Below are 23,781 nucleotides of genomic sequence, written 5' to 3'. Positions count from 1 at the left end.
TTGTCACCTCAGCGTCTGTTGGAAACGGAAACGCACACCCTCGATCAGCGCGCCCTGGCGGTGCTGGCCCAGCTCGACCGAGTCGGGCACGATGATCGCCTTGCAAAAGGGGCCGCGCAGGCGGACGGCGGTGCCGGGGGTGGCGCCGTCGCGGATCGGCGGCACCACTTCGATTACCGGGGTGGTGCCGGTGCTCGCTGCGGTCACGCTGGCGGTCACGATCTCATGCAGCGCATAGCGCGCGGGGTCGGTGCCATAGGCAAACGACAGCAGGTCGCCGCGCGAGAGGACATAGCCGGATGGCAGGCCGGACAGGGTGATTTCCCGCGGGGTGACCGAGGCCAGTTGGACGGCTGCCGCGCCGAGGCGGGTCGCGCGCGGATCCTGTCGCGGGTATTCGCGCGAGCGGTCCATGGCGAGGAACGATCGCCCGGCCGCGCGCAGCAGATTGAGCAGCGGCAGCACGGCCGCCGCCTCATCGCGGGTCATGGGGCCAAGGCTGATTTGTCCGTGCCAGAGCCGCGCGCCCCGGTCGGCCATGAGGATTTCGCCGCCGCGCGTCCGCGAAATGCTGGTCACCTCGGGCAGATCAAAGGTCTGCGCCGAAATCGGCAGCAGATCCCAGAAGGACGCCGGTTGCAGGGGGAATGCCATCGCCATCAGACCGACCTCGGCTTGCCGACGATGCGGCGCACATCGCTGCCGAGACCTGCGGCGCGGTATTCTTCGAGGGCGGCGCGCATGCCACGACGTGCCGCCGCCTCGACCGCCTGCGGATCTTGCGCGCCCCGCAGGTCGAAATTGGCGACAAATCCCCCGGCTCCCGGCCCGGCCGGGCTGTTCGCCGCCGGCGCGGTCGCGCTCGGGGCCGATCCGACATAGCCGCCCGAGCGAAACCCGCGCATCGTGCCACGCTGCAAGGCCTCAAGGTTGGCCACGCCGATGCGCTTGGTGGCCTCGGCATTGATCACGAACTCGCCGGCATGGACGATCCCCGCAGGCTGATCGGGATGCCCGGCTCCGGTCCAGCCGCCGCCAGAAAAGAGCGGCACGCCGTCCGCCATCTGGCTGCCGACGCCGATGAGCAGTTGCAGAAAGCCGCCTGCCTTGCCCCCGATCGACCCGGCAACGCCCGAGAGCAATTGTCCCAGTGTGCCGCCGACCTGGTCCATGCCCTGCGACATCTGCCCCATGCCGGTGCCGAGCTTGCCCATGCCGGTGCCCATCTGGTCCATCTGGCCCGTCGAGGCGCGCACGCTGCCTGCAAAGGTCGTCATCGCCTGTTCGGCAGCCGCCAGGCGCTTGTCCCAGTGCATCCCCGACCCCATGACGGCGGGCTTGTATCCCGACGGCCGCTCAAAGCCCTGCATCGCCCAGGTCGCCGACTGGAGGTCAGGCGCGGCGATCAGGTTCCTGAAGGGCCTGTTCTCGCTCGTCATGAACTCGTGCCACATGAACTCGAGCTGCTTCGTCACATCGCCCAGGTTCTGCCGCCCGCCGATATGGCTGAAGAGCCGATCTTTGCGGTCATTCCACTGGAAAAGACCGAAGGCCTGCGCTGCCCCGGCAGCATTATGGTCGCCGGCCGCCAGCGGGTTGAACCCGCTTTCGGCCTTGGCATGGCCGAGGATCGCGGCCACCTGGTGCGCCGCCAGGCCCTTGCCGCTGAAGAAGTCCCAGATCTGGCGCGCCACCCCGGCCGTCGCGCCGGGCAGCGCCAGCGGCCCTGCCGCGCCAGGCGCATAGGGCAGGTTCGCCGCTGCGAAAGCCCCGCCCACGCCCGCCCCGGACAGGGCGGCCGCGTTGATCGTCACCATGCTCGCCGCGATCTGCATCGCCTGCACCTGCGCCGAGGCCTGGGCCACGACGCTCTTGGTATCGAGCGGGGCCTTGCCCGTCAGTCGGTCCCAGATCCCCGACAGCCCGCCGATATCGTCGATCGTGCCCAGGTTCGTGCCCAGGATCAGGTTCTTGAGGGGGTTTCGGACGGCGAGGTCGAAAAATCCCTTGTTCAGCTCGTCCAAGAGACCGGCAAAGGCACCGCCCAGATCGCCGCCCTTCAGCTTGTCGAGCACCGCATCGATCGCCGCCTCGCCTGCACCCTGGACGCGCTTCCACGCCTCGGCCTGCCGCTCGATCACCAGGTTCAGCCCGCTCAGCTCTTCGGCGTCGCGGCGCACCCGATCAGCAGCCTGGTCGGTCAGACCCAGCTGCCGGATGTCGCGCTCGGCCTGGACAAGCGCCAGCACACGCGCCCGCACGGCCGCCGTCTGCCCCACCAGGGCCAGTTCCAGCCGCGCCTGTTGCAGGCGTTCGGCCCCGGTGCGCAGATAGTCGTTCTGGGCGGTGCGCCGTTCTTCGGCCGCCTGCGCCTCATAGGCGATGCGCAGGCCCGTGATGATCTCGGTCAGGCGGGCTTTCTCGGCCCCCTCGGCACGGGCGGCCGCGGCAACCAGGGGCCGCAATTGCAGCTCCTGCTGGATCGCGGCATTCGCCTGGCTGGCCTGGATGGCGCCATTGGCGACCAAAACGGACACACGCTGGCGGATCGCCACCTCATCCATGAGATCGGCGATCTGCATCCGCGCCGTGCCGCTCGCCTCGGCCATGGCCCGCGCGCGCGTCCGGTCCGCCTCGGCCTGGGCTTGCGTGGCGTCACCGGTTTCGCGCAGCACACGGATGTATTCGCGCCGCGCCTGCAGATCGGCCTTGGTCACCGGATCGCGGGCCAGACCCAGCTGCGCATCGACGGCATCGGTCATCAGCCCGGTCTGGAGGTCGAACATCGCCTTGGCGCGCTCATTCGCAGCCTCGACCGAGGCGCGCGTGATCGCGCGGGTGATCTCCAGCGCCCGCTCAAGCGGCGACAGGCTGTTGCGGTCAGCCTCAAGCTGCGCTGCCGCGACCTCTTTGGCGCGCAGGCGCTCTTCTGTCGTGGCACCGATCAGCCGCCCCTCGAGCGTCAGCGCCGCCAGTTGATCAGCATGGGCACGCGCTCGTTCATCGCGGATGCTGCGCTCGCGCGCATCGTGGGCGATCTGCAGGTTCGTCAGATTTTTCTGATACTCTGGCGCCTTGGCATCCAGGCCCATCGCCTCGAGCTTCGCCACGGTGATCTGGCGCTGCTGTTGCAGCTCCAGCATCCGCGCTTCGGCACTGTTCTGACCGTATTGTGCGACGGTCTGCGCCATCGCCGCCTGGCGCTCCAATTCGTCAGCCATTTGCGTGGCGGCGGCCTTGCCAGCGGCGTTTTCATCAAGGGCGCGCGCCTTGTAGAGATCGGCGAGCGTCGTGGCGATCAGCTTCGCCTGTTCATTCTCCTCAGCCGTGACCTCGCCCGAATGCTCGGCCGCGATCTGCCACAGATCCACCAGTTTTTCTAGCGCCGCGATCTGCGCGTCGATCCCCTCGGCCTGCATCGCGGCTTTCGCGGCAGTTTGAACTGCCGCAGCTTTACGGCCGCCGTCTTGGTCAAAGATGCTGACGTCGAACATCTGCATGAATCGCGGTTTACGTCGAGGGTCGAACGCGGTTTTCATCCAGCTGTCTTGCAGGTTGCTTGCGATGGCTCCCATCCCTGCCTTCGCATTCAGCGTGACGATCCGTCGCTCCATGGCCGCAAGGTCGGCCAACAGCGCCCGTGCCGCTTCGGCCGAGGCCCCGAAGGTCGCGGACAGATCGCCCGACCGCAGCTGTGTCACAGCGCTGCGATAGGCATCAACGCTGGCGGTCAGATCGCCGACTGCCTCGCTGAGCGATTTGGCTTTCGGGATGAGGCTCCCGAGTGCCTGAAGGCCAAACGTCCCGGCAGCGATCAGCCCGATGGTCAGCAGTGAGACCGGGTTGAGCATCGACGCGATGCCGGCCCCCAGCGCGCTGATAATACTGGTGCCCTTGGGAAGCTCGTTCAGGACTTGGCTGATCTGCGTGCCCTGCTGCAACGCGAGTTGCAGCGGGTTTTGCCCGGCCATCGCCATCATAACGATGTCGTTGCCCTGGGCGGCGAGGTTGCCGGTGATCCAGGTCGGGGCACCGCCGACGGAGTGCCGCTGGCCGACCGGCGCCATCTTCGCTGCCGCTCGTTCCCGAGCCGCCGCCGCCTCGCGGGCGCTGATCGCGCCCAGCTTTTCGGCCTCGGCGATCCCGTCGAGCGTCCGTTCATATTGCCGGGACGCCGCGAAGAGCGGGTTATAGGCTGCACGGATATCATCGAGGGCCGCCCGATACTGGCGGCTGGCCTCGGCGTCCTGAAGCATCGCCGAGGTGAGGCCGGACATCGACTTCGTCAGCCCCTCAATCGGCGCGCGGGCGGCCTGCGCGGTCGTGGCGGTCTGATTGATCGACAGCCGCGAGGTGCCGGCCGCCTGTTGGATTGCCTGCGTCAGGGCCGAGCTGGTGGCGGCGGCGTTGATGGCGGCGGCCCGGTCAACCATCGTCAGGCCACGCTTTGCAGTCGTCGCCCTGGCTGCTGCGGCGGCCACCTTGTCCATGGCGGTCGCCTCGGCATCCAGCGCCGACTTGACCTTGCCCGTCTCGGCCGCCGCGCGCTGCAACGACCGCTCGAAGTCCGCGAGCGTCCCCTTGGCCTGCGACGCATCTGCCCGCAACAGCATTGAGATGTTGAACGGCTGTGTCATGCGCGTGCCTCCGCGAAGGCCGCCAAAGCCTCATCTTCCATCAGCTGGAGATCGGTGAAAACAGCGTCAGGATCGGCGAACCCACCGCGGCGCAGCACGACATCGATGCCGGCATAGTCGAGACCCAGCCAGATCGCGCCCGCCATGCCAATCGCCATGCGCCACTGGCTGGCACAGGCCAGCCAGGCGCGCATCGTGTCGGCATTGTCTCTCATCACCTCGAAATCCCCATCATCTTGCGGCACATCCACCGCTACCGCCACACCCAGCGCCGCAAATTGCGCCGCCACGTCCGCATCAATCGTGGCCGGTGTGCGCCGGTCGGCCCGACCGAGCCGCGCGAGCGCCCAGGCCCGCGCGGCCGCTCTCAGTTTCCCAGGCGGGCGGCCTCGCCGTTCAGGCTGTCGGCGATGGCGCGGGCGACGGCCGCGCGGAACCAGCTGTGTTCCAGCGCCGAGCGCATGGCGTCCGCGCTGAAGGGGACGGTGCCCTGGTCATCGACCACGCCGTCCCAGTTCTTGACGACCCGCAGGGTCTGTTCGATCTCGTGCTCGACCAGCGCGCGGCCGGTGGTCAGTTCGGCCATCGCCTCCTGCGCGGCCAGCGCCTCGGCGCGCGGCAGCGGCTCCAGCTCCAACCGCAGCATCTGTTCGAGATACTGACCGGCCTGTTCGGGGTCGGGAACGCGGACGATGACGGGCCACCAGTAGCGATGGGTCTTGGAGAGCTTGAATTGCATTTCAGGTGTCCTTCTTTGCCGCTTCGAGAGCCGACGAGTTGCCTTCACCCCACACTTGCGCGGCAATGGCGGTTCCCTCTTTTTCGAGGGTTCTGAGGAAATCCGATGGGGCGCAGCCATGATCCCGAGCGCTATGCGCGACCATCGTCAGGATCGTTCGCACGGCGTCCTGTTCATTTCCGAGCCGGTGGCCGACAAGCGGGATAGAAATCGAACCAGTAATGCTGGTGGCGATATCAACCATCACTTCACCACGATGCTGAGTTCGTCTCGTCCGGTGACCGGCACGAACGACAGCGGCAGGCTGTAATTGACGATGCTGTCGGTATCGCCCTGTGTCGGGCGTCCGATCTCGACGGCCGGCGCGGCGATCTCGACGATGTTCCCGGCGGCCTTGCCGTGGACCAGGGACATCGCGCCGCGCGCCCGGCTGACCGCCTTGCCGATCCAGTCGGCCTCGGCCACCAAGCGCGCCTCGAGCACCGCCTGACCCACCGACTTGCGGTCGGTGATGATGACGGACTCGCTGCCGATCAGGAACCGCGGCACCACGCTGTTGCCAAGGTCGACCGACAGGCTTTCGGCCACGCCGGGGATGCCATGCAGGCTGAAGGTGGTGTTGGCCGACGACGATTCCAGCGGCGCCGTCCAGCCGGTCTGCGACACGGTCGGCAGCGCCGCGTCGGTCACGGTGCCGAAGAGGCCGGTCAGCTTGAACCGGAAATGCGGGATCGCCTTGGGGGCGAAACTGGCGGTGACGGTGCCGCGGCAGCCCAGCATGACATGCTGCACCCCGTCCGAGTTGAAATGCAGCGTGGCGCTTTCCACCCCGGTCTCGACGATGGAATAGGTGACGCTGGCCCCGGCCGCGACCGTTTCGGCCAGACCACAGATCCGCAGCAGCGTGCCGTATTTCGGGGCGGTCCCGGCGGCACCGGCCCCAGCGATCTCGACGTCGAACTCGATGGTCGCGTGCTTGCCCGCCAGGATGATACCCTGATTGCCGAGATAGGGCAGCAGCAGGTCACGGCTGACTTCCTCGGCCGCGAGGATCTCCAGCGACGGGTTGGTGACCAACACCGCATCAATCGCCGCGGGCGCGGCGGAGGTGCCATAGGTGGTCTCGCGCTTGACGAGGATCGCGAGCTTGTTCTTGAGGCGCAGGCCCATCAGGCTTTTCCTTTGCTCTTGGCCGGGGCGGGAGCCGCGTCCGGTTCCGGGGTGTCAGCCGCAGCGTCCAGCGCCGCGGGTGCTTCGTGATTGTCGGGCAGCGGCGTCAGCGCGCCGGTCTTCGGGTCGCGGCTGAAGCGGCCGCCGGTGGCGGGGATGTCGGTCATGGTCGGTGTCCTGTCAGGAAGCGGGCGGTTTCCCAGGTTTGGGTGAAAACGCTGACACCCGTGGTGATGGCACTGCTCTCGCCGCCGACGAGCTGGCAAGGGCTGGTCGCGCCGGGCGGCTCCCAGCCCGCCAGGGCCTGCTCCAGCCGACGCCGGTGGCCGTCGAATTGCAGCGCGCGCTCGGCACCCAGCAGGTCATCGAAGGTGCGAATGACGATGGCGGTAACGAAGTGGACCGCGACCCGCTGGCGGAAGCCCCCGCTGGCCAGCGGGCTTGGATCGGCTTGTTCACGGAACGGCATGATGACGACGGACCCGCTTTCGACTCGCCCGCACATGTCGGTCAGGATGTCGATGTCCTCGGCGATGGCCACGTCCGGGGTGTCCGGCACAGGCAGCACGTCGCGCAGATGAGCGAGGATACCGGCCAGCATCAGCGCCACCCCCGCATCCGGGACGCGGTGAAAACCAGATCGCGATGGTGGGCCATCACCCGGCCACCAACCGAAGCCGGTGGCGCATCACCGGGGGCGACAGGAAGGGCCAGCACGCCGCGCGCCACGTCCTTCAGGGCGGCAATCGCGTCCTTATAGTCCTGGGACACGTTTTCCGGGGCGCCATTGCGATGCAGCACATAGCGCGCGATCGATGTGGCCCAACTGCGGACCAGGTCGGGGACCGCGGGCAGCGGCAGGGCGTACTTCACGCCGATATAGCCGTTGATGATGTTGTCGGCGTCCTGGAGGGCGGCATCGACCGTGACCGGGTCGATGGCCCCGCGGCGCTCGCGGTCGGAAATCTGACGGATTTCCACCTCGCCGGCGCGGTCGATCAGGGAGGCGAGCGACGAATAGGTCATGCCTGCGCCCCGTGATTGGGGTCGTAATGGCCGCAGACCAGATCGCGGCGGCCGACATGATTGGGGCGCGTCACGATACCGTCGCGTTCCAACTGGCCCACGATGGCGGCGGCTTCGGCATAACCGAGGCCGAGGGTCCGTTGCAGGAAGCTGGTCGAGACCTTGCCCGCTTTGCGGAAGGCGGCGACAGCATCGTCGTAATGGGGGCTGCGGATCGTCATGATCACGCCATCCCCAAGGCAGCGAGATACAAGTCAAGGATCGCGCCCTCCTCGGCAACGTCGCTCTTGTCGCGCTTACGCAGCGCGATGACCTTCCGCATCACCCTGGTGTCATAGCCACGGCCCTTCGCCTCGGCCATCAGCTCTTTCTGGCGCTCGGCGACGTCCTTTTTCTCGGTGTCGAGCTGTTCGAACTGCTCGATGAACTGGCGCAGTTCGCCGGCTGCCGCCGCACAGGCATTCTTGTCGCTCATGGTGTGTCCTCTGATGACCTGCGGGGAAGTGGCCGGGGCAGTTTCCCGCCCCGGCCGGGGCGCTGGTGGGGCAGCGCGTGGGGAGGGCTGGGGAAGATCAGCCCTTTCGTGCCGCACCGCTCTTTTGGGCGGGCTTGGCATCCTTGGCGACCGACGGATCGGCAGGCGGTGCGCCTGCCGTGGAGGCGACGAGCTGCTCTTCCAGCTCGGCGGCACGCGCTTCCAGCTCCATGATCCGCACATCTTGCCGGGAAACGGTCGCCTCGACCGCCGACGCATGGGCGCGGGCCGAGTCGCGCTCGGCGATCACCTCGACCAGGGCGGCGTCGATCGCGGCACTGACCGCCGCGTCGGCAAGCACCTTGGCCATCGCCGCGACCGCCTCGTCAAAGCCTGGCATACCCGGCGCCAGTTCCTGCACCGCGACGCTGTCGGAATCGGTGATCAGACCGGCGGCGGCCAGTTCGCGAGCGACATCCGGCGTGACCGGCACATCTGCGCCTTCGTCATGCCAGTCCGGGCCGATTTTGGCCGGTCCGGTCAGGCGGACGGTGATCTTGTCATCAGCCATCACTTCTGACCCGCGTTCTGGAACAGGAAGCCGCCTTCAGCACCGGTCAGCACCACCCTGCGCTCGACGGTGGTCGGATAGAGCCAGCTCTTGTTCTCGTTCCGATACCAGGGCTTCTCGACCTGCGGATACCCGGCCAGCTCATAGGTATAGCCGTAGGACGGCTCCATGTAGCCGTTGCCGTTCAGCGGCACATAGGCCAGCACCGCGTCATCACCCCAGACGTCGCTCGCCGCGGCATTGTCGGCAGCGGTTTCGGGCAGCCAGACCGCCTTGCCGACGATGACGCGCTCGACGTCGAAGAACGCCGCGAGCATCGCCGTCGTGATCGACTGGCTGGAGGTGTATTTGAACTGCTCCTTGATCTTCGGGTGCCGCTTCAGGGCATTGAACGCCGAGGCCCCCAGCACCAGCGTAGTCGGATAGCGCCCGATCGACCGGCGGATCGCCTCCTTTCCCGCATCGATGTCACCCTGCGGATCACTGGCAGGATCGCTCCAGCGCGCGGTCGTGGTCAGCGTGACCTTGTGGTTGCTGTCATAGTTCGCAGCGGTGCGCGCCAGTTGGGCGGCCTCGTATTCGGTGCCCAGATCGACCACATCCAACACCATATTCAGGGCCGACTGACCCAAGTCGATGCCGGGGACGGACTGCGCTTCTTCCTGATGCTCGACCGGGACCGCCGCCTGAAGCGCGTCCTGGACCAGCGCGACGGGATCAGAGGCATAGCCGTACTGGACGGTCTTGATATCGCCGCCAGGCGCGCGGCGGGTGTTCAGCTTGCGGAACGACTCCTTGCCGAAGCGGATCACCCGCATCGAGCGGTTGGGGATCGTCACGCGCGGGAACAACAGGTGCGAGATGAACTCGGCATTGCGATAGCCGCGGGCGTGGGTCGACAGGATCGGGTCGATCACGGCGGCGGTGCGGGTGTTCAGGGGTGCCATTCAGGGCCTCCTTAGCGGATGAGGATGTCGACGAACTCGCCATCAGCGGCGGCCGTCAGGGCAGTGGCGAAGGCATTCGCGGGGGTGGCACCGGCCACCTTGACGCCGCCGGCGGCGGCCGAGATCAGCTTGGCGCCCACGGTGATCGCCCCCACCGCGCGGACGCGGACGGTGCCGAGCACCATGACGGCCGCGAAATCGCCGATGACCGTGTTCGGGTGCTTGGCCGCGCCCAGCACCGGGGCGTCGTCGGCCACGACCTTGGCACCGGCAAAGCCAATCAGGTCATATGCATCGAACAGCCCGGTGGTCTGGGTGGTGATGGTCAGGACGTCCTGAAAATACTGCATGGGTTCCTCCGGGTCAGGACACGGCGCGCACGGCGGCCATGTAATCGGTGCCGGGGTGCAGGCGCTGATAGTCCAGCGCCTTGTGATGGGTGACGAGGCTGTCGGGATCGACGGCTTTGCCATCGGCGGCGAAGGCGGCGGGTTTGCCCTCGTGCTGACCGGCAGGCAGATTGAGCGCGCCGAAGGACACGATCTTGGGCTGCGCCGCCAGCACCTCTTTCAGGGCATCCGCGGGCGACAGCTTGTCCTCGCCAGCGGCGAAGCTGACCGACGCCTGCGCGGGCAGCGCGTCGAGGATCGCCACCACCTTATCCTTCGAGGCGGGCAGCAGCTTGCCATCCTGGACGAGCGTTTCGGCAAAGGCGACATGGTCGGCATGGTTCTGCGCCGCCTCACGCTCGGCGATACGCGCCTCGCGGGCGGCGATGTCGGCTTCGCGGGCGGCGAAGGCCGGGTCAGGGTTGGACACAGCGGTCTCCTTTTCGGTGGGGGCAGGTGGTGCGGGGTTGGTTTCGGTCGGGGGCGTCACAGCGGGCGCGGCGTAGGCGGCGGGGCCGGGCGCGCCCTGCTCGGCCAGCCAATCGATCTGGAAGGACGGCAGGGCGTTATCGGCCTCCTCAAGGCTGAAGCGATCGATCAGCAGGTCGCGAAGACGGCGAAACAACGATGCGGTCTCTTCGGCGGCGCCGAAATGAGCGGTGAAGACGGCACCGGCCTCACCCGCGAAGTGAGCGTTCTTCAGGCCGGACACGGCGGGGGCGGCGGCACCCAGAAAGCCCAGGTGCTTCGGATACCAGGTGCCGGGGCGCGGGTTGTGGCCCTGATCGGGCGCGAAATAGGCCATCGAGACCTTGCGGTAGCGCCCCGCCCGAACAGCCTCGGCAAAGGCCGGATGAATGTCGCGGATATTGGCAAAAAGGCGCTCGCCTGCAGGATCGTAATCGAGACTGTCCAGCCAGCCATAGGCCGGCGCATCGATGACAGGATGGCCGACCACGATAGGGGCCGGCGCGGTCTCGGGATCATAGGCATCCGCGATGGCCCGCAGATCAGCGGCCGAATAGGTGATGGGCTGTCCGCCCATCGGCGTGAAGGTGCCGGGGCGAAAAACCTCGATCCGGGCTGTCAGGGGGGCGGTGTCGTCGAGCGGCATGGGGTGTCCGGGAATTGATGTCCCAACCGGTCTAGCCGCCCCTGAAATGCAATAAGCCCGGAACTGGGTTCCGGGCTGCGTCACGGGTCACTGTGGCGCCCAGCATGGGCCGGATTGCCCGCCCGATCAACGGCAATGCGCCTGCGGCCCTTCGATTGGCGCGCGATAGCCCCGCAGGCCGATCCTAACGGGGGCCTAACAGGGGTCGGCGCGCCTTGCAGCACGGTCGGCTCCGGCCCAGCCGCCATTCGCGCCAGCGGGCGTTTCTGGCGATGATCGGTTTCACAGGGTCAGCCAGCGTTCCGCTGCCTCAAAAATATCCTCCTGGTCATTGGCCGATATCCCGAGAAAGGGCCGCGCCGGGATCGTGATCTGATAAGCTGGGATGCTGACCGTTTGCTCGGTGACGCCCTTCTTGCGGGTCTTCTTGGCAAAGCGCCGCCCTGCGCCTTCAGCCTTGGGCACGGACCGGAAGCGCAACGTGCGGCTGCGCGCGGGCATGTCGATGGTCCCTCCGAGTTGGTGGATGGCTGAATAGTCCTTCAGGACCGAACCCACCTTCACGCCCTGGTCCGACGCCTCATGCCGGATCGAACCGGCGAGATAGCCGCGTTCGCTCAGGATCCTGATCGCCGCGCGGCTGCGCTTCATGCGCGCCTTGATCGTCATTGGGTGAAGCGGCGTCCAGGCCGATCCGTCCGGGGCCAGTTCGGTCCGGAAACGCTCGCGGGTTGAGGCGGCCAGCTTCTGCCCGACCTCGCTGAAAAACGACTTTGGACGGTCGATCCGATCAACAAGGGCGCGCAAACGCTCGCGGGCTTCCTGGTCGTCGAATTGAACGTCGAAACTGATCGCCGGCATTGAAAACTCCTTACTGGCGGGCTATATGCTAGGAACAGGCATGCGAAGACCGGTGATGGTCCTGATAGCTCCCTGTGCTGGCGGTCGGATCACCACGGCCGTCATTTTCTTTTCCACAGCAGCTTGCCACCACGGCGCAGGTCAAGAATCCGAAAATCGGACGCTGGATAGACCGTGACCGGCTCCCACCAGCGACGACCGATTTCCATAACGGCCACCAGACCTCTTTCCTGATCGACACGAATATAACGGCGGTCGATCATCAGCTCTTCCTGATCTCGGTTAACCGGATCCTTCTTCGAGGCAACGCCGATCCAGATTTCATCCGGGTCGATCATTGTCTCGGCCAATAAGGGGGTGAGCTGCTTCCGCTCGCGCTTGCCAAGCTTTGAGCGACCGTCGCGCGCGATGAAAAAGCCCTCGGAAATCGGAATGCGATGTCCGGTCTTGTCCTGCCAGAGCACCGCCTTACCAATGTCAGCCCCGAACGGCTTGAGAAAGCCCCGGACATAGTCCTCGTCCGCTAGACCCTCGGGAAGCTGCTTGGCAGTGAACGGCCTGGCCGAGGCCAACAGATCAGTAAGCGGTGACGGGGTGTCGATGATGGCCTTGTGTCGCCCCTCTTGGATCAGGCCATCGCCCTCGTCGATCAGGGCCGAGGGTACCAGCCCGCGTTCCCACAGGTCACCCGGCATGTAATCCCAGCCGTAGCCGGTGCCCTCGGGCAACTGGACGGTCACGCCGGTCGCTTCGTGCGTATAGGGTGCGCGGACGATCTCGGGGGCCTCATCCGGCCCAGATTTTCCCAGCCGCTTCAACTGCCTCGCCGACAGGGCGCGCACCCCGCACGAGCACTTCCAGTCGTTCGGCGGGAAATACGTATCCCACCAGGGATCATCCCAGCGCAGCACCATGCCGTCCCAGGAGACATGCAGAGGGCGCGGGGTCAACGGCATCCGGGTTTCGGCGTGGATATACTGCCAATAGGGCATGGCGCGCACCATGTCGGGATCGCGCATCTGGCGCAGCCGCCCCGCCATGTGGCTCGTGCGGATATTGGTCTCGAAAATCGTGCGGATACGCCAATCGCGCCCGCCCTTATAATCCCAACCGTATTTCGCGACGAGCCGGTCGAACTCGGCCGCGAAGCCCGTGACGTCGGTGGTGCGGGCGGCGTCGATGATGGCGGCCTGAAACTCCTCGAGCATAGCCATGTCGGTCACGCCCGCGACGACGAAGGCGCGATCATGGACACCCTGCATCGCATCGGTCCAAGCCGTTGTCGGCTTCGGCCGTTTCTGCGTCAGGAACGCGATCTGCTCGCGGAACTCTGACGGTTCGAAATCCCAATCGGCGAACCGCGTGGCGAACCACGCCCCGTCCGCGTCGGCGAAAACCGCCTCGCGGCCCTCCAGCGCGGCCAGTTCAAAAACGTCAGCCATGACACGGGCCAGAGCGTCGGGCGTCCAGCGCGCAGCCAGCTCAAGGAGCGCCCGCGCAGCCGCGTCGAAATCCTCGGCCGAGGTGATGGCGCTGCGGATCGCCTCGATCCGGCGGGTCATCAGCGGGGCGGCGGCAGCGATGGCCGCATCAGTCAGCCGATCGACGATCCCGCCCGCTTCACCGAAGCAGACATGGCGCTGCGTCAGGCTTTTTTTTTGAGCCGGGCGGCAGCGAAGGCGGCGGGTTCAGGTTCCGGGTCAGTGGCAGGGTTCACCTCGCCCGTAAAGCTGTGCCGCGCCGCGACAAGGGCGTCGATCGTGCGGTCGGACAGTTGATCGGTCAGATCGAAGCTGACGATATATTCCCGCGCCACCACGTCGTCGTCGAAGGCCGCAGCCCCCCGGACGATTGCGCGCAGGGCCTTGTCCGTCGCCTCGGCCGCGCCTGCCTTGGATTGCCGAGTTTCGGCCTCGGCTTTCTCATTCTTGGGCCGGACACGCCAGACCGCGGGCACGGCCGCGCCAGGCAGGTTATAGTCGATAATCCAGCGCACCAGCGTCTCGCGCAGCATGTCCGCCAGCAGGTCGCCGTCGCTGTCGACCAGGATATCCAGCATCTCCTGGTGGACCTCGCCCAGGGCGCGGCTGCCGCCAGTCTCGCTAACCTGCGTCGTCAGGGTCTCGCCGGTGATGCAGATCGAGATCTGCCGATCCCAATAGGCCAGCCACTGTTCATAGGTGACGCTGCCCGAACGGGTCGCCTCCAGCAGGTCAACATCCGTGCCGATCGGCACGGTGATCGCCGAGGCGGTGCGGGCATCGTTCAGCGTGTCGAGCAGCCGGACCTGTTCGGCGTCAAGCATGCCATACGGGGTTTTGCCCACGACGGTCGGCCCCGCGAACTTCTCGAGGAAATGCAGCCAGAAGCTGACACCTTCGCGCTTGAACAGCACCGCCCAGAACAGCCGGGTGCCCAGCCCGAGGCCGTAAGGGTTGTTCCCCTTCACACCGAACCGGTGGACCAGAAACTTGCGCTCGGGCAGCTCGATCCCGTCTCGCATGGCCGTCCAGGTCAGCAGGCGGGGCTGCCAGTCGTGATCGAAGGCGAAGCGGCGCTGATCATGGGCGCGGATCTCGGCCGGGACGATCCGGTCGCCGTCCCGCGCCCAGATCACCTCGCTGATCGCGAAACCTTTCAGGGTCGCATCCAGCAGATCCTCGCAGATGCGGTCGAAGGGCAGCGCCGTCAGGATGTCGCGCACCAGCTCGGCCGCGTCCTTGTCGATCGGCCGGTCGCCGCCCGGCTCAACCTCCCAAACACGGGAGGTCAGGCCCTTCTTGCGCTTCTGCAACATTGCGAAAGCGTGGGTGTCGCGTTCGATCTCGTCATAGATCGCCAGGCCCTTGCCGCCACCCTGCTGGATCAGCGTGTCATCGGCATGCTGCAAGACCCCCGAATAGAACGGGATGGTGATATCGTTCCGGGCATTGGCGATCAGCGTCCGCGCCTGGGCAGGCAGGTTCTTGCGGCTGTCCGGCGCGGGCGGCGCAAGGAACATGGCGGGGCGCGCGGCGGGGCTGGTCTTGCGGTGCTTGCGGCGGCTCATGATCTCATCCCCATCCGGTATCCGCCCATCCGGTCACGACCGGAGGATGCGCTTGCAGTCCTGATCGCCCCCGCGCCGGTGCCGCCCCCGGCGTAGATCAGCGTATTCTGCCACAGCATGTCGAGCGCGTCCGGGCCGTCGTCGTGATCGCCGTTCGGCCATTGCTGCAACTGTTCGATCAGCGTCGTGTGCGCGGCATTGAACCGGATCAGCCCCGCCGTGACCGGCGGCTGAAGCCGTTCGATGCGCAGGTTCTTGTCGGCATTCGGCACGATCGGGACAGCCGAGATGCCGACACCCTGCCGTGCCGCCTCGGCCATCAGCGTGGTCCGCAGGAACTCCTGGAACTGGACGGCTTCGACGAACCACAGCAGGCAGCGATGCTGGCGCTGCAGGGCGATGGTGTCGGCGATGATCATGTCGGGCAGGCGCTTGCGGATCGACGCCTCGACCACGTCCATCGTGCCGGTCAGCCGGTCGAAGCCGCCGATCAGGATGGCGGAGGGATCGCGGCCCTTGCCCTTCTTGCCCAGCGACGGGTCGATCGCGCCGAACATGATCCAGTCGCGCTGCGGCTGGACCCAATAGGTCAGGTCGCCGAACGGGTTGCCGTCGCTGATCGGCGTGTTCTGATACTCGGTCTGGAAGGCGGCGGCATCGGCCGCGCGTTCCAGCATCAGGAACACCAGCGGCTGCACCGACGGCCAGTTGACCACCGCGCCCTGGTCCATGTCAGCCTGATGGGCGGCATAGACCGCCCGCGCGGCCTCCTCGCCCTCGTTGTGATAGGCCTCCTCGAAGCGGTCCCACAGGTCCATGCGATCGGGGAACTGGATGACCGCCTGAAACTTGGTGACGTTCCACGCTGGAGCTTTGGCCGCGCGCACGATCACCGCGTCGAAATGCAGGACCGTGCCGACCCAGACCACGTCCATGCTGCCATCAGGCGGGCCGACCTTCAGCGCCGCACGATAGATCCAGTTCCACAGTTTCTGACGCTGTTCGGGCGAACGCACGGCCTCGTCGTTCTCGATGTCATCGAGAAAAAGCAGGTCCGGACGATAGGGACCATGGCGTCTCCCGCGGATTTTCTTGCCTGCACCCAGGCCTTCCACACGGATGTTGTTGCGGGTGACGATCTCACCCTCGCGCCACAGCCGCCCCTGACCGCAGGCTTCGGGGAAGTCGTTCTGCAGGCGGATGTTGGCGACCAGCTCGGCCTTGATCGCCTCGATCAGCAGCGCGGCCTGCTCATAGACGTCGCAGACCTCAATGATATAGCGCTTCAGGCCGCGCATCATGCAGTAAAGCGCGAAGCCCAGCGACAGATGGGTGGATTTCGAGGCCCCGCGCGGGGCGATGAACAGATCCCTGACACCCTTTTCCGAGGCGAGGATTTCCGGGACGCGCGCAAAGATATGCTGGTGAAAGAGGCTGTGATCGCCCTTCACGTAATGCGGCAGATAGGTCTCCATGAAGAACTGGAACCCGTCCTCGGCCTTGACCTGCGCCAGCCGGTCGCGCTTCGCGGCCGGGTCGGCCGGGAACGCCTCGACGCTCATTTCGATATGGCGGGCCAGCTCCGAGGCCATTTCCGCGATCTTGTCGCGGAAGTCCTTCCGGGTCAGCGCGGCCTTCAGGCGCGGCCGCTGGCTCATGTCGTATAGATCTCCGACAGCCGCTCGCCGAAGGGTTCGATGATCTCGAGGATCGCGGCCGAGTGGTGCGGGAACTCCTCGCGCACGAAGTCCAGCAGTTTGGCCATAACATCCTGGGCAACCCCCAGCTCGCTGACCTTCGGTGCGAACCGCTTGGCGCTCGCGGCCATCTTGGTCATCGCGTCGGACAGCGAAACCAGCATGCCGACCTTCTCGGCGGTGCTGTGACTGCCCTCCTTGATCTCGTCCAGGATCGCCTGCGCCTGGATCATGAAATCCTCAACGACCGACGACACCACGACCTCGACACCCTCGCCCGCGATGACATGGGCCGTGCGGGCCTTGTCCCAGTCGTCGCCCGCGTCTTTCGCGGCCTTTTTCCATCGCCCGACGGTCGCGTCGCTGACGCCGTAAGCCGCCGCGATCGTGGATTGCATCATCCGACGGTGGACATAGTCCGACCGGGCCTTGCGGCGGATCTCTGCGCGGTCAACCGGCATGGAAGCCCCCTCGGATGAGGAAGGCGACGACACCCGCCAGGATGCCGCCGATGACCAGCTTGATCAGCCAGCCGAGGTTGTCCTCGATCTTCTGCAGCGAGCGCTGGATGTTCTCGGCACGCTCGGCCGCCACCGCCTGCTGGGTTTCCAGCTTGACGATGCGGCTGTCATGCACGTCCAGGCGGCGATGTACCTGGAGGAGCTGATCGTTCGGGATGTCGGTCAAGATGCGGTCTTTCTGGTTGTGCAGACGGCCGTCAGGCCGTCTTGCCGGTGCGGTGATCCTCGACACGGGCCTGGGCCGCGCGCCAGGACTGCCAGGCGACAAAGGCGCCCGCGATCAGGATGACGCCGCCGGTCAGCAGCCCATGTTGCTCGAACAACCGCTGGATCATGTCGGCCTGCCCCGTCACCTCGTCGATCACGGTGGCCAGGCCACCGCTGCCGATCAGCCCGCCGACGATCATGTTGCGGCGCGACGAGCGGACGATGCGGCTGCCAGCCTCGGCCAGATCGCCGAGCGATGCAAAGGCGCGCGCGGCCACAACCGGGCGGGCCGGGGCTTGCGCCATCGCTTCGCGGCTGAGCGTTCCGAACTTGCCGTCGGCCTCCAGATGGTTGTCGGCCTGGAACGCCATGACGGCATCGCGGGTGCGCCGCCCGAAATCGCCATCAATGGCGCCGGTGAAATAGCCGAGGTTTTCCAGCGATCGTTGCAGGTCGCGAACCAGATTGCCCTTCGAGCCGAGCGACAGGACTGCGCTAGTGGATTTCGGCACCTCCAAACCGCCCACCGGGACCGAGACTGTGGGAATATGCGCGCTATCAGCCGTGGCGTCGGGCAGTCGGCCCTCCTCCAGGTCGAGAACGGCGGCATAGTCGAACACCGGACAGTCTTTGCGTGCCACTTCCTTGTGACCGTGGAAGGTCACGCGCCCGCCATAGGCACGGTGGATCTGGGCGCACACCACGCGCAGCGTATCAAACTGCGCCTTCGTGAACTTCGCCTCATCCAGCCCGTGCAGGCAGATCGCGATGGTGCCGGTGTTGTTGCCCTCCTGCGCGGCCGGCGTCTTTTCGAGGTCGCGCCCCAGTTCCAGCGTGCCGTCCTTGCGGATGAAGAAGTGATAGCCAATACCGGCCCAGCCGCATTCCTTGTGCCAGGCATCCATGACCGCAGCGCTGTCATGAGCGGGATTGTCGGACGCCGAACAGTGCAGAAACACGCGGTCCACGCTGCGGGCGGGCTTTTTGAAGTAATAGGTCACCGGGGATCCTCGATCGGAAGGGTTCCTGATCGGGATAGCGGCAGCGCCAAGGCCTGCCGCGCGGAACTCAGTTCCGGCCAAACAGCGTCAACTGGCCGTCGTCCTCATCGGAGCGGTTGATGATCCCCCGAACATACCGCTGGGATAAGCCGAGTCTACGGGCAATCTCGGCACGGCTCAGGCCCCGCTCGGCCAGATCCAACACCTCGGGGCGGCGTGATCGCGCGGGGCGGGCGTGGGGGACGTAGATCTGCTGCCCGCCCAGAAACTCACATAGCGCAAGCGCGTCCACTTCACCAAGAGCCTTGATGACCGGATGGTCAGGACGTGGGCGGACCGGAAACTTGACCTCGGTCCCGCCATAATTCTGGATCAGGGATAGCGCCACCCGCAGGCCGAGCGTCTCCGCCACATCGACAAGGGATGCGGGCAGATCGTCGATCCGGGCGGGCAGGCGCTGAGTCATGCCGCCCCCTTCGCGCGCGCTTCCATCTCGCGCAGAGCCTTGATGATCGGCGTGGCTTGCTCATGGGTCAGGAGGTCGGGATCGACGCCGATCTTGTCATCGCCGTGCGCAACGAAACGATGGCAGAATGCCCGCAGAGCCTCGCGTGAGCCGTTTTCGATCGCGCCCGCGCGGTGACAGCTTTTCCAGAGCGCGTGGATCAGCCTGACATAGGGCTTGGTCGACGGTGGGAGCATACGGCCCTTCGTGCGGATCCGGAAGCCGCGACGTTTCATCTCCTCGATGACGTCGATCTTCTGGCGGTCGGACATCTGACGCAGCGACGGCTTGCCGGTCACGCGGATCAGCAGCGCGCGGTAGTCGTCCTCGTCCAGGCCAAGCTGACCCTTGGCGATGTTGATGATGGCGGTGTGGTTCATCGCGCACCTCCGGGTGCCGGCAGAGCCAACTGCGTCGGCTTGGGCAGAGCCTTGGGCTTCGGCTCGCTTGCCGCAGCCTTGATGCTGGCATCCCGCTCCCGATCCGCCTTCAGGATCGCGTCCAGGCTGTTGATGTCCCAGCCGAGGTCGGTCGCATCAGCATATTCGACCGTAATCACCAGCGTGTGCCGCCGGCTCGAAGATGTGGCCGCATATTTCTTGAGCCTGCCGCGACCGTATTCACCCTGTGCGCTGATGATCATTGGCTGCACCGCGCGCAAGTTTCGGGGTTCATGATCGACGGCGTGAATGGTCGGGCGCACAGGCGGCAGGGCTGCTGGCCGGCGTCCGCCATGTATCGCTGCAACTGGCGCTTGTGATTGGCCCACATGCCCCGCAGCTGCCCCATCGGCAGGCCATAGTCTGCCGCGACCGCATGGACCTTCTCCCCTTGCTGGAGGCGGGCAAATGCCTGATCGATCTGCGCCTCTGACAAGTTATGCGGCGCAGGGGGCGTCTGCGCCGGAGCCTGCGGTTTGACCGGCGCGAGGGCAGGCAGTTGCGTCCGTCGGCTGGACCGGCGAGGTGCGGGCGCGACCTCGTTGGCGAGTTGGTCAAGATCCTCGGCCACTGCGTCAGCGACATCTGCCGCAGCCCGCGCGAACATTGCGGGCTCATCGTCCGGCAAGGCCGGCTCTTCCGCGCGCAGGAAGGCGCAGACGCGATCGGCAACATCCCGATCCGGAAACACCCCGACCAGCACTGGTCGGCTCAGAACGATTTCGACCTGTCCATCTGACCGGTCGCGCAGAATGTAACCCATGGGAAACCTCGGCTGCTCATCAGGACCGGGCCACCACGCCCGGCCGACCGGCCCCGCAGGGCCGGTTTCGCGGGGTCAGGCGGACGCTTTGGCCTTGCTGGCCTTGAAGGACAGCGTGCGGCTTTCCGCGATCTGGATCGTCTCGCCGGTGTGCGGGTTGCGGCCGTCGCGCGCCGGGCGCAGCTTTTCAGCGAACTTCCCGAAACCCGGCAGATTGACGGCTTTCCCGCTGCGCGTTTCCTCGCGGATCACGGTCAGCGCAGTCGTCAGGATTTCGTCGACCTGCTTTTTGCTGACACCGCAGCTGGCGGCGACGGCCTGGACCAGATCGGACTTGCTGTAGTTGGTCATGCTTCTTCCTCTTGGTTCAGGTCTGCGGGATGCAGACCGGGTCAATCGCGCCCGGCGGGGTCATCGAGCCGAGCTGCGAATAGCGTTCGACCTGCGCCAGCCAGAGTTCGCGGGCGACGCGCCAGTCGCCGGAAACCGGCATTTCGCGCAGGATCGACAAGGCGCGGTCGATGTCCTCGTCATCGTGCGGCTCAAAGAGGACCGGCTTTGCGTCCAGAAACAGGATCGCCTCTGCCTGCAGCGCGATCCGGTCCGCGCGGCGCAGATCCTGGCTCACCGACCGCACAGCCACGCCCCAGGCACTGCCGATCGCGCGGTCCACACGGCCCTTTGCGGTAGCGATGGCCTGATGCAGTCCGGGAATGCGTCCGACATGGGCGATGTAATCCACGGCCGGGGACGTGATGTCGCCGATGAATGCCTCGTGGGCATCGTGGAGCAGCGCCCATGGCCCCAGATCAGGCGGGCAAAGCCGCTCGACCAGGACGGAATGCGCCGCGACAGACCACGGCTGGTCCGTGCGTCCGGAAAAGCGGTTCAGCTTGGCCAGCGTTTCGGCCAGCACTTCCGGGGGCACGTCATGCGGCTTCAGGTCCAGCAGGTCGACAGTGCGGCCGCGCGCGGCCCAGAACGGGATGCCCATGGTCATGCGCTCGCCAGATCGATGGTGACACCCGCCCATTTGTCCCGATGCGATGCCCGCCGGGAAAAGCGGACATATTCCTTCGAGCTGATGACATACATCGACTCCCGCAAGGCGCGTTGACCTTCGCGGAAACGCTCGTCCTGACTTTCCACGCCCAACAAGATGTAGACATTGGTGCGGTTGATCGCGCCTTCGCGGTCGACGTCGAAAGCGTTGGTGACAATCGAGCGCAGCTCGGCGGGCGTATCCTCGGCCCATTCGCGCATACATTCGTCGAACAGCGCCTTCGCCGCGGCCATTTCCGGCCCGAAGGCGACGCGCGGCTGAACCTTGATCTCGATCCGGAACAGGCCGTCAAACGAGGTATAGGTCCGGTTGCCCTTCTCGCCGCCGATTTTGACGTTGTATTCCTGCGCCATCAGCGCGTCGAACTCGTCAAGATTGCTGATCACATGCGCGCGGAACCGCCCAATCTGCTCTGACAGGGCCAGGGCAAAGCCGAACTCCTTGCGGACCATCTCGTCGCGCAGCCTCTTGGCGGCGGGGATCGCATCCAGCGCCGTCAGCTTTCCGACGCCATCAGCAATATAGAGCGCACCATTGGCCTCGATGATGCCGTCGGGCATGGGAACGGGGGTGAACTGCGTTTCAGGTTTGGTCATTGTGCGGTTCCTTTCAGGAAGAGGTTTCTTCGCCGGCCAGCGCGAGGGCCTGGCGGAGAATGTCGCCAGCAGAGCGGCAATGATCCCCGAGCAAAGCGCCAAGCGCGGCCGTGGGGTCTGGTTGGTTCACGGCCAACACCGCCTTCAGCATCGCAGCGGCGTGCAGCAGGACTATCCGGTCAGGGATGCTGTCACAGACGCGCTCGACCATCGCCCAGGCGCGGGCGTGGATATCGGCGTCATCCAGATCGATCTCGTCGTCGTCATCGACGGCGACACGCATGGCGGCGAGGGTCATTTGGAGGCTCCTTCCGGGTTGAGGAGGCAGCGCCGGCAAGCCTGCCAGTGCCGCAGTTTTTCGGGGTTGGACGTGGACATCGGCGCGCGGGCATATGTCGCGCAGGTCTCGGCCGAGATGCCGGTTCGCAGATGCGGGCAAAGCACCTGGTTGCGATACAGATGGACGATCCGCGCGCCATGCTTGCGCGTGGCCAGGTCGAGGCTCTGGGCGGGATACTTTCCGCTGAGCAGCATCGACACCGATGGCCGCGCCATGCCGGTTTCGCGCGCAATCTGGCTGATCGACTTGCCCTTGGCCTGCTCGGCTCGCAGCAGCGCAACCCATTCCGGTTCGGGCAGATCAAGGTTCAGGGCCGGACGCATGGCACGTCCTTTCCGATGTTCGGATCATGGATCGCCGCGATCTTCGACAGCATGATCGGCGCCTGCGGGCCGGTATTCTTGACCAGAACGAAATATTTGAAGCCGTTGCTGGTCTGCGCGGAGCCGGGGGCACGGCGTGCCGCGACCTTGACATAGCCCGCCTGCCGCAGCGCCCGCAGATAGCGGTGCAGGTTGTCCGACGGCGACCGATCTTCCGGCCGCGCCGCATCCGTAATCAGATCGGGGATCGTGAACCACTGCCGCATCCGCATGGACCGCCAGGCGCGAATGCGAATGCCCTCACGGATCTTGCGTGGCGTGGCGCGAGGGCCGCGCGGACCGGACGTGATGGTCTCGCCGGCCGCATGGGCCGCGATCCCCGCCTCGGTCAACTGATAGCAGCCTGCCCCCATCCGCATCAGGTAATCGCGGCGCAGCAGGCATGCGGCTGCATCGGCCACCTGCCGGCGGGTCAGGTCCAGCGGCTCGATCAGTTGGTCGATCGTACGACACGATCCGTCCGCCAGCGCCGCCAGCAGCACCGTGGGCGCTTTACCTGGATGATGCCGGTCAACCATGATCTGCCTCGGTGACGATGATCGGCTTGCCGGTTTCGCGGTTATTCATGAGGACTTGCCCGGCCATGTCGGCGCGGGTGACGCCTTGGGGGCCGACGTCCAGGCGATGCCCGAAGCGTTCGACGGCGCTGATCGCCTCGACGATCTCCCGCGAAAACCCCCGCGACAGTTTCCAGATCAGCGCGATCAAGTCAGCCGCGACCTGCACCTCGCACAGTCCGCTCACAAGCGCGGTGGCATCGTCCAGCGTCGCGGGCAGGAACTCGACCTTGTTCGGGGCACGGCTTTCGATCTGGGGGAACCGGCGCAGGTTGTCGCGCAGCTTGCCCATGCCGACGAGAATGGTGGGCATGTGCTTCAGGTCAGACACGCCCCGGACGGCCTCCATGACCTCGGGCTTGTTCGAGATGAGATCAGCCTCGTCGATCATCAAGCCAAACGGTCTGCCCTCGACCTCGGCGTCGACGCTACGGTCGCCAAGGATTTCAAGAGCCAGCCTGAACCGCTCCCGTCGGCCGCGCGGCATGTTCGTCACCTGCAGCTCGGTCAGCAGCTCCTGAATGAACCAGCTGTAATCCCAGCCCTTCTGGGCGCGCAGATAGATGCAGCCGGTCTGCGCCGCCCAGTGCATCATGGTCGCGGTCTTGCCGAGGCCGGGCTTGCCATCGACCACCACCATGCAAGCTTCCCTTGCGCCACGGCCGTCGAGGCGGCTTAGCGCGGTCGTGAACCGCTTGTAATTGCTGGTTTGGACAAAGACGGGTTTCAT

33 protein-coding genes and 1 other RNA gene are annotated in these 23,781 nt (G+C 66.1%); all 34 read right to left on the bottom strand.

Annotated elements, in window-relative coordinates:
- Positions 1-3: 3 nt before the first annotated feature.
- Positions 4-654 carry a hypothetical protein gene (locus tag ACEYYA_RS02595; protein WP_374797255.1) on the bottom strand — a complete coding sequence of 217 codons (651 nt, stop codon included), beginning with the start codon at positions 652-654 and terminating at the stop codon, positions 4-6.
- A 5-nt stretch (positions 655-659) separates the two neighbouring features.
- The gene (locus tag ACEYYA_RS02590; RefSeq protein WP_374797253.1) at positions 660-4,637 is read right to left on the bottom strand and encodes a phage tail tip lysozyme; all 3,978 of its coding nucleotides are present in this window, start codon (positions 4,635-4,637) and stop codon (positions 660-662) included.
- Positions 4,634-4,927, bottom strand: coding sequence for a DUF1799 domain-containing protein (locus ACEYYA_RS02585; RefSeq protein ID WP_374797251.1), 294 nt, complete (start codon positions 4,925-4,927; stop codon positions 4,634-4,636). The genes ACEYYA_RS02590 and ACEYYA_RS02585 overlap by 4 nt, the downstream gene beginning before the upstream one ends.
- Before the next feature lie 77 nt (positions 4,928-5,004).
- A complete protein-coding gene (locus ACEYYA_RS02580; RefSeq protein WP_374797249.1) occupies positions 5,005-5,376 on the bottom strand; it encodes a hypothetical protein in 372 nt (123 codons plus the stop codon).
- Position 5,377: 1 nt separating this feature from the next.
- Complete coding sequence (locus tag ACEYYA_RS02575) at positions 5,378-5,620, bottom strand: hypothetical protein (RefSeq protein WP_374797247.1); 243 nt, start codon at positions 5,618-5,620, stop codon at positions 5,378-5,380.
- Positions 5,620-6,546, bottom strand: coding sequence for a phage tail tube protein (locus ACEYYA_RS02570; RefSeq protein WP_374797245.1), 927 nt, complete (start codon positions 6,544-6,546; stop codon positions 5,620-5,622). The genes ACEYYA_RS02575 and ACEYYA_RS02570 overlap by 1 nt, the downstream gene beginning before the upstream one ends.
- Positions 6,546-6,713 carry a hypothetical protein gene (locus ACEYYA_RS02565; RefSeq protein WP_374797243.1) on the bottom strand — a complete coding sequence of 56 codons (168 nt, stop codon included), beginning with the start codon at positions 6,711-6,713 and terminating at the stop codon, positions 6,546-6,548. The genes ACEYYA_RS02570 and ACEYYA_RS02565 overlap by 1 nt, the downstream gene beginning before the upstream one ends.
- On the bottom strand, positions 6,710-7,147 hold the full coding sequence (locus ACEYYA_RS02560; protein ID WP_374797406.1) for a phage tail terminator protein: 438 nt from the start codon (positions 7,145-7,147) through the stop codon (positions 6,710-6,712). The genes ACEYYA_RS02565 and ACEYYA_RS02560 overlap by 4 nt, the downstream gene beginning before the upstream one ends.
- Complete coding sequence (locus tag ACEYYA_RS02555; protein ID WP_374797241.1) at positions 7,147-7,572, bottom strand: gp436 family protein; 426 nt, start codon at positions 7,570-7,572, stop codon at positions 7,147-7,149. Before ACEYYA_RS02555 ends, ACEYYA_RS02560 begins: the two co-directional genes overlap by 1 nt.
- On the bottom strand, positions 7,569-7,793 hold the full coding sequence (locus ACEYYA_RS02550) for a DNA translocase FtsK (RefSeq protein WP_374797239.1): 225 nt from the start codon (positions 7,791-7,793) through the stop codon (positions 7,569-7,571). The genes ACEYYA_RS02555 and ACEYYA_RS02550 overlap by 4 nt, the downstream gene beginning before the upstream one ends.
- A 2-nt stretch (positions 7,794-7,795) precedes the next feature.
- Positions 7,796-8,047: a DUF2312 domain-containing protein gene (locus tag ACEYYA_RS02545; protein WP_374797237.1), complete on the bottom strand. Its 252-nt coding sequence runs from the start codon at positions 8,045-8,047 to the stop codon at positions 7,796-7,798.
- A gap of 97 nt (positions 8,048-8,144) precedes the next feature.
- Positions 8,145-8,618 carry a hypothetical protein gene (locus ACEYYA_RS02540; protein ID WP_374797235.1) on the bottom strand — a complete coding sequence of 158 codons (474 nt, stop codon included), beginning with the start codon at positions 8,616-8,618 and terminating at the stop codon, positions 8,145-8,147.
- Positions 8,618-9,565 carry a major capsid protein gene (locus ACEYYA_RS02535; RefSeq protein WP_374797233.1) on the bottom strand — a complete coding sequence of 316 codons (948 nt, stop codon included), beginning with the start codon at positions 9,563-9,565 and terminating at the stop codon, positions 8,618-8,620. The genes ACEYYA_RS02540 and ACEYYA_RS02535 overlap by 1 nt, the downstream gene beginning before the upstream one ends.
- Before the next feature lie 11 nt (positions 9,566-9,576).
- A complete protein-coding gene (locus ACEYYA_RS02530; RefSeq protein ID WP_374797231.1) occupies positions 9,577-9,915 on the bottom strand; it encodes a capsid cement protein in 339 nt (112 codons plus the stop codon).
- 13 nt (positions 9,916-9,928) lie between these two features.
- A complete protein-coding gene (locus ACEYYA_RS02525; protein ID WP_374797229.1) occupies positions 9,929-11,068 on the bottom strand; it encodes a hypothetical protein in 1,140 nt (379 codons plus the stop codon).
- A 282-nt stretch (positions 11,069-11,350) separates the two neighbouring features.
- Complete coding sequence (locus tag ACEYYA_RS02520) at positions 11,351-11,929, bottom strand: phage virion morphogenesis protein (RefSeq protein WP_374797227.1); 579 nt, start codon at positions 11,927-11,929, stop codon at positions 11,351-11,353.
- Between the two features lie 101 nt (positions 11,930-12,030).
- Positions 12,031-13,491, bottom strand: coding sequence for a PBECR2 nuclease fold domain-containing protein (locus tag ACEYYA_RS02515; RefSeq protein WP_374797225.1), 1,461 nt, complete (start codon positions 13,489-13,491; stop codon positions 12,031-12,033).
- A gap of 83 nt (positions 13,492-13,574) precedes the next feature.
- The gene (locus ACEYYA_RS02510) at positions 13,575-14,978 is read right to left on the bottom strand and encodes a phage portal protein family protein (RefSeq protein WP_374797223.1); all 1,404 of its coding nucleotides are present in this window, start codon (positions 14,976-14,978) and stop codon (positions 13,575-13,577) included.
- Entirely contained in the window at positions 14,975-16,636 is a 1,662-nt protein-coding gene (gene terL, locus ACEYYA_RS02505; RefSeq protein ID WP_374797221.1) for a phage terminase large subunit, read from the bottom strand. The genes ACEYYA_RS02510 and terL overlap by 4 nt, the downstream gene beginning before the upstream one ends.
- The gene (locus ACEYYA_RS02500; protein WP_374797219.1) at positions 16,633-17,136 is read right to left on the bottom strand and encodes a DUF1804 family protein; all 504 of its coding nucleotides are present in this window, start codon (positions 17,134-17,136) and stop codon (positions 16,633-16,635) included. Before ACEYYA_RS02500 ends, terL begins: the two co-directional genes overlap by 4 nt.
- On the bottom strand, positions 17,126-17,362 hold the full coding sequence (locus ACEYYA_RS02495; protein WP_374797217.1) for a hemolysin XhlA family protein: 237 nt from the start codon (positions 17,360-17,362) through the stop codon (positions 17,126-17,128). The genes ACEYYA_RS02500 and ACEYYA_RS02495 overlap by 11 nt, the downstream gene beginning before the upstream one ends.
- Positions 17,363-17,393: 31 nt before the next feature.
- Entirely contained in the window at positions 17,394-18,404 is a 1,011-nt protein-coding gene (locus ACEYYA_RS02490; protein WP_374797215.1) for a peptidoglycan recognition protein family protein, read from the bottom strand.
- A gap of 67 nt (positions 18,405-18,471) precedes the next feature.
- Entirely contained in the window at positions 18,472-18,870 is a 399-nt protein-coding gene (locus ACEYYA_RS02485; RefSeq protein WP_374797213.1) for a helix-turn-helix domain-containing protein, read from the bottom strand.
- Entirely contained in the window at positions 18,867-19,289 is a 423-nt protein-coding gene (locus ACEYYA_RS02480) for a phage protein GemA/Gp16 family protein (RefSeq protein ID WP_374797211.1), read from the bottom strand. The genes ACEYYA_RS02485 and ACEYYA_RS02480 overlap by 4 nt, the downstream gene beginning before the upstream one ends.
- Positions 19,286-19,552, bottom strand: a complete 267-nt coding sequence (locus ACEYYA_RS02475; protein ID WP_374797209.1) for a hypothetical protein — start codon at positions 19,550-19,552, stop codon at positions 19,286-19,288. Before ACEYYA_RS02475 ends, ACEYYA_RS02480 begins: the two co-directional genes overlap by 4 nt.
- Positions 19,549-20,112: a flagellar biosynthesis protein FlhF gene (locus ACEYYA_RS02470; RefSeq protein ID WP_374797207.1), complete on the bottom strand. Its 564-nt coding sequence runs from the start codon at positions 20,110-20,112 to the stop codon at positions 19,549-19,551. Before ACEYYA_RS02470 ends, ACEYYA_RS02475 begins: the two co-directional genes overlap by 4 nt.
- A 6-nt stretch (positions 20,113-20,118) precedes the next feature.
- An RNA gene (locus ACEYYA_RS02465) (hammerhead ribozyme type II) lies at positions 20,119-20,185 on the bottom strand.
- A 2-nt stretch (positions 20,186-20,187) separates the two neighbouring features.
- Positions 20,188-20,463 (bottom strand): HU family DNA-binding protein, encoded by a 276-nt coding sequence (locus tag ACEYYA_RS02460; protein ID WP_374797205.1) that lies wholly within the window; start codon positions 20,461-20,463, stop codon positions 20,188-20,190.
- Positions 20,464-20,479: 16 nt separating this feature from the next.
- Positions 20,480-21,106 (bottom strand): hypothetical protein, encoded by a 627-nt coding sequence (locus tag ACEYYA_RS02455; RefSeq protein WP_374797203.1) that lies wholly within the window; start codon positions 21,104-21,106, stop codon positions 20,480-20,482.
- Between the two features lie 2 nt (positions 21,107-21,108).
- Positions 21,109-21,771, bottom strand: a complete 663-nt coding sequence (locus tag ACEYYA_RS02450; protein ID WP_374797201.1) for a DUF3164 family protein — start codon at positions 21,769-21,771, stop codon at positions 21,109-21,111.
- Between the two features lie 13 nt (positions 21,772-21,784).
- Complete coding sequence (locus ACEYYA_RS02445) at positions 21,785-22,069, bottom strand: hypothetical protein (protein WP_374797199.1); 285 nt, start codon at positions 22,067-22,069, stop codon at positions 21,785-21,787.
- Positions 22,066-22,434, bottom strand: a complete 369-nt coding sequence (locus ACEYYA_RS02440; RefSeq protein WP_374797197.1) for a hypothetical protein — start codon at positions 22,432-22,434, stop codon at positions 22,066-22,068. The genes ACEYYA_RS02445 and ACEYYA_RS02440 overlap by 4 nt, the downstream gene beginning before the upstream one ends.
- Positions 22,419-23,012 (bottom strand): hypothetical protein, encoded by a 594-nt coding sequence (locus tag ACEYYA_RS02435; RefSeq protein ID WP_374797195.1) that lies wholly within the window; start codon positions 23,010-23,012, stop codon positions 22,419-22,421. Before ACEYYA_RS02435 ends, ACEYYA_RS02440 begins: the two co-directional genes overlap by 16 nt.
- Positions 23,005-23,781, bottom strand: coding sequence for an AAA family ATPase (locus ACEYYA_RS02430; RefSeq protein WP_374797193.1), 777 nt, complete (start codon positions 23,779-23,781; stop codon positions 23,005-23,007). The genes ACEYYA_RS02435 and ACEYYA_RS02430 overlap by 8 nt, the downstream gene beginning before the upstream one ends.

Source organism: Paracoccus zhouxuedongae (genome assembly GCF_041927815.1).
Classification (GTDB): domain Bacteria; phylum Pseudomonadota; class Alphaproteobacteria; order Rhodobacterales; family Rhodobacteraceae; genus Paracoccus.
This window is presented reverse-complemented; position numbering and strand designations above follow the sequence as displayed.